Origin of the sequence: Streptomyces milbemycinicus, from assembly GCF_002154605.1 — a bacterium.
GTDB classification, from domain to species: Bacteria; Actinomycetota; Actinomycetes; order Streptomycetales; family Streptomycetaceae; genus Streptomyces; species Streptomyces milbemycinicus.
In genome coordinates this window covers 1-4,332 of sequence record NZ_MUNE01000682.1, presented here as the reverse complement: position 1 = coordinate 4,332, position 4,332 = coordinate 1, and the positions used below count along the sequence as shown (strand labels likewise).

The window sequence follows — 4,332 nt, the reverse complement described above, 5'->3', positions numbered from 1 at the left end:
GCTCCACCCAGGCCCGCCCCCGCTCCCCCATCCGCCGCCGCAGCTCGGGGTCCTGGAGCAGCGCGACGATCCGCTCGGCCGCCTGCTCGGCGGAGCCGCCGGGCACCACCCAGCCCGTCTCGCCCTCGAGGACCGCGTCCGGCGCGCCGCCGGAGTCGCCGGCGACGACGGGCAGGCCGGTCGCGGATGCCTCCAGATAGACGATGCCGAGGCCCTCGACGTCCAGGCCGCCACGCCGGGTGCGGCAGGGCATAGCGAACACGTCGCCCGCGCCGTAGTGGGCGGGCAGCTCCTCCCAGGGGACCGCGCCGGTGAAACGTACGGAGTCGGCGACGCCGGTGGTCTCGGCCAGCCGGTGCAGCTCCTTGGCGTACGGGCCGCCGCCGACGATCAGCAGCACGGCGTCCGGGACCTCCGCCAGGATCCGCGGCATGGCCTGGATGAGGGTGTCCTGTCCCTTGCGCGGCACCAGCCGGGAGACACAGACGACGACGGGGCGGTCGGCGAGCCCGAGCCGGGCCCGGACCTCGGCGCCGCCCGAGTCGGGGTGGAAGCTCTTCTCGTCCACGCCGGGCGTCAGTTGGACCATGCGCGCCGCGGCCTCGGGCCCGATCGCGGCGGCGATCCGCGAGCGGGTGTACTCACCGAGGTAGGTGAGGGTGTCGGTGGACTGGCCGATCCGGCGCAGCAGCCCGCGGGAGGCGGGGAGCTGGGCCCAGGCGGCCTCGTGCCCATGGGTGGTCGCCACCAGCCGCCGGGCGCCCGCCGCGCGCAGCGCCGGGGCCATCAGCCCGAGCGGGGCGGCGGCCCCGAACCACACCGCGGTGCAGCCGTGCGCGCGCAGCAGCTCGGTGGCGCGCCGGGTCACCCGCGGGGTGGGCAGCAGCATGGTCGTACGGTCCCGTACGACGCGGAACGGCTGCTCGGCGTCGAACCGGGCGGTGGCCTCGGCACCCTCCCGGCCGCGCTTCCAGGTGGAGGCGTAGACGACGACCTGCTGCGGGTCCAGGCGCAGCGCGATGTTGTGCAGGAACGCCTGGATGCCGCCGGGCCGGGGCGGGAAGTCGTTGGTGACGATCAGGGTCTTGTCCATTCCTGCCGACAGTACCGGCCCTGCCTGCAGTACCGGATGCGGGCGCGGCGGCCGGGCTCCGGTCAGCGCGCCCCGGCCCGTTCCGCGGCCCGGCGGGCGGGGGCCCGTGGCGGGGCGAAGCGGCGGGACAGGGCGAGTACGGCCAGGCACTGGAGGGCCGCGGCCAGGGCCATGGCCGCGCACACCCCGGGCAGCCCGAGGCCGGACAGGCCGTAGGCCAGCGGCAGTTGGACGGCCGTGCCGGCGAGGGTGACGCGCAGCATCAGCGGGCTGCCCCCGGCCCCCTCGAACACGCCGCCGAGCGCGATGAAACAGCCCAGCAGGGCCAGATACGGGCCCACGCAGCGCAGAAACGCCGTACCGGCCGCGGCGACGTCCGGCCGCGCGCCGAACGCCCGCATCACCCACGGCGCTGCGGCCAGCAGCACCAGGGCGGCGAGCGCGCCGAGCGCGGCGCCGAGCAGCGCGGCCTGGCGGGCGATGGCGGCCCGCTGGTCGCGGCCGGCGCCGAGGGTGTGGGCGGTGTGGATGGCGGCGGCCTGCCGTACCGCGTAGAAGGACATGGTCGCCACGTACATCGCTTTGGTGGCGATGGCGTACGCGGCGACGGACGCCACCCCGATCCGCGCCACGACGGCCACCAGCAGCAGGGAACCGGCCATCCGGGCCGTGAAGTCGGCGGCCATCGGCAGGCCGGTGGCGGCGGTGGCGCGCAGGGCGGGCAGAGTGCGCCCGGCGGGGCGGGCCGTGGCGGCCTGGCGCAGCAGGGGGTTGCGGTGCAGCGCCACCAGCCCGGCGGCGAGGGCGGCCGAGCGCCCGGCGACGGTGGCCCAGGCGGCGCCGGTCACGCCGAGCCGGGGCAGCCCGCACAGCCCGAAGACGAACAGCGGGTCGAGGACGAGGATCAGCGCGTTGGCGAGGAAGGCGAGGCGCATGGGGGTGCGGGTGTCCCCGGCACCCTTGAGGACGCCGTCGAGGAGGTTCTGCGCGAAGAAGACGGCGAGGCCGGGCAGGGAGACGGCGAAGTAGCCGACGGCGAGGCGGAGGGCCTGTCCGTCGCCGCCGAGCACCAGACGGGCCAGTGGCTCGCGCAGCGCCCAGCCGCCGACCGCGACGGGCGGGATGAGCAGCGCGCACAGCGCCCAGCCGCCGCGTACGGCGGTGCGCAGGGCCGCCGGGTCGCGCGCGCCGCGGGCGCGGGCGACCAGGACGGTGGTGCCGCTGCCGGCCATCAGGATCAGGCCGAGGGCCAGGTTCTCGACGTTGGTGGCCACGGCCACGGCGGCGACCGCCGGTCCGCCGAGGCGGGCCACCCACACCATGTTGACGATCCCGGCGACCACACCGGCCAGCAGTTCGCCGTAGACCGGGCACGCCAGGCCCGCGAGTCTGCGGCGGTGTTCCCTGGGCAGCGCCTCCGGCGCCGTCTCCTGCGGCATTTCTTCCCCTCTCAGCACCACGTACCTCTAATCGAGGTACCGCGATGAGAGGTACCATGGTGCGAGCGAGTGGGCAAGTGAAAGGACGTCACCCAAGGTGCTGGAGCTGTCGATCCTCGGCTTCCTGTCCGACCAGCCGCTGCACGGCTACGAGCTCAAGGAGCGCATCAAGGCCCTGAGCGGCCATGTCCGCCCGGTGAGCGACGGTGCGCTCTACCCGGCGATCACCCGGCTGACGAAGGCCGGTCTGCTGGACCAGCGCACCGAACCGGGTGCCAGCGCCGCCCCGCGCCGGGTGCTGTCCCTCACCGACGCGGGCCGCGCCGAGCTGCTGTCCCGGCTGCGTGCGCCCAAGGACGTGGAGATCAGCGACGGCCAGCGGTTCTTCACGCTGCTCGCGTTCCTCCGCCGGCTGCCGGACCCGGCCGAGCAGGCGGCCGTGCTGCGGCGCCGCCAGGCGTTCCTGGACACCCCGTCGAGCTTCTTCTACGAGGGCGGCGAGCCGGTGCGCGCGGAGCGGGCCGGGGACGTCTTCCGGGAGGGGATGCTGCGGATCGCCCGCGCGACCACCGCGGAGGAGCGGCGGTGGCTCGCGGACGCCCTGGACCGGCTGGAGACGAGCTAGCTCCGCCGGCCGAACCCCTTAATCGACTTAATCGAACTGAGAGATCACGTACTTGCGCCACAGGTCGGTGAACTCGGCCAGGTTCGTGCCCAGCACCTCGCGCAGCGCGGACTCCACCGCCCCCTTGCGGCCCGGGCTCTCGCCCACCGCGCGGTAGAAGTCGACCAGCTTGCTCTCGCCCCACTTCTCCGCGATCAGACGGCAGGCCAGCCAGCCCTCCTCATACGCCTGGGACAGGACGTCCGCGCTGCCGCCGAAGCCGAAGGCCTTGTCGTCCGGGAGGGCGTCCGGGAGGCGGCCGGACGTGATGGAGCGGGCCAGTTCCGGGGCCACCTCGCGGGGGGTGCGGCCGGTGCCGAGGTAGCCCGTCCAGTCGGCGAAGCCCTCGGAGAGCCACATCGGGGTGGCGGGGGTGGTGGCGGTGCGGGTGGCCACATGGGCCGTCTCGTGGGTGATCACGACGCGCCGGCCGAAGTCACCGAGGACCTCGTACGCCTCGGGGTTGACGATGACGCGGTCGGCGGCGGCGCGACGGCCGCCCCCCGCCTCGCCGGTGGTGACGGCCGCGATACCGCGGTAGCCGCTCGCGGACGAGCCCAGCAGGGCGGCCATCCGGTCCAGGGAGGCGGGGACCTCCACCACCACCCGCCCGGCCCACGGGTGGGGCCACGCCTTGCGCAGGGCGGCCACCGCCCGGTCCGCGCCGTCCGCCAGCTCGCGCAGCCGCCGCCGGTCCTGGCCCACGCCGAGGACGAGGCTGTGCGCGCCGCGTACGGCGGTCACCGCGCCCTGGTCCCACAGCTGCACGGAGGTGTGCCGGCCGTCCTCCTCACCGTCGTCGGAGGCCACGTACCAGCGCCCGTTCCGCTGGGCGAGGGTCAGATACTCCTCGGCGACGACCGGCACGGTGTCGTATCCGGAGAGCCGGTAGCGCAGCTCGACCTGGGCGGCGAGGCGGCGGCCCTCGCCCAGCGCGGGGTCGAAGCCGCCGGTGTCCACCAGGTGGTAGGTCCAGGAGCGCACCGGTACGGCGGCCAGGTGAGCAAACATCCGGCGCTGCTCGGCCAGATAGCGGGCGGAGCGCCGGTCGACGGTGGCGAGGAAGGCGTCCGCGTCGCGCTCCCGGACCGCCGCGGCCCGCCGGTCGAGCAGTTGCTGGACGGCCCGCCCGTCCC

4 protein-coding genes are annotated in these 4,332 nt (G+C 75.5%); 1 reads left to right on the top strand and 3 read right to left on the bottom strand.

The features are described 5' to 3' along the window. Both CCN51_RS42720 and CCN51_RS42715 read right to left on the bottom strand, forming a co-directional pair. The coding region (locus CCN51_RS42720; protein WP_086860809.1) for a glycosyltransferase family 4 protein at positions 1-1,093 on the bottom strand (1,093 nt) is incomplete at its 3' end. 62 nt (positions 1,094-1,155) lie between these two features. After that, positions 1,156-2,532 carry an MATE family efflux transporter gene (locus CCN51_RS42715; RefSeq protein WP_014180399.1) on the bottom strand — a complete coding sequence of 459 codons (1,377 nt, stop codon included), beginning with the start codon at positions 2,530-2,532 and terminating at the stop codon, positions 1,156-1,158. Between the two features lie 97 nt (positions 2,533-2,629). Here CCN51_RS42715 and CCN51_RS42710 point away from each other — a divergent pair, with 97 nt between their 5' ends. Continuing rightward, a complete protein-coding gene (locus CCN51_RS42710) occupies positions 2,630-3,157 on the top strand; it encodes a PadR family transcriptional regulator (protein WP_014180398.1) in 528 nt (175 codons plus the stop codon). 27 nt (positions 3,158-3,184) lie between these two features. Here CCN51_RS42710 and CCN51_RS42705 read toward each other — a convergent pair. Continuing rightward, positions 3,185-4,332, bottom strand: a 1,148-nt coding sequence (locus CCN51_RS42705) for a ParB N-terminal domain-containing protein (RefSeq protein WP_086860807.1), incomplete at its 5' end; no start/stop codon positions are given.

What these genes read in the sequence shown, in the direction of transcription:
- CCN51_RS42715 (WP_014180399.1), bottom strand. Translation starts at nt 2,532, where the DNA reads ATGCCGCAGGAGACGGCGCCGGAGGCGCTGCCCAGGGAACACCGCCGC.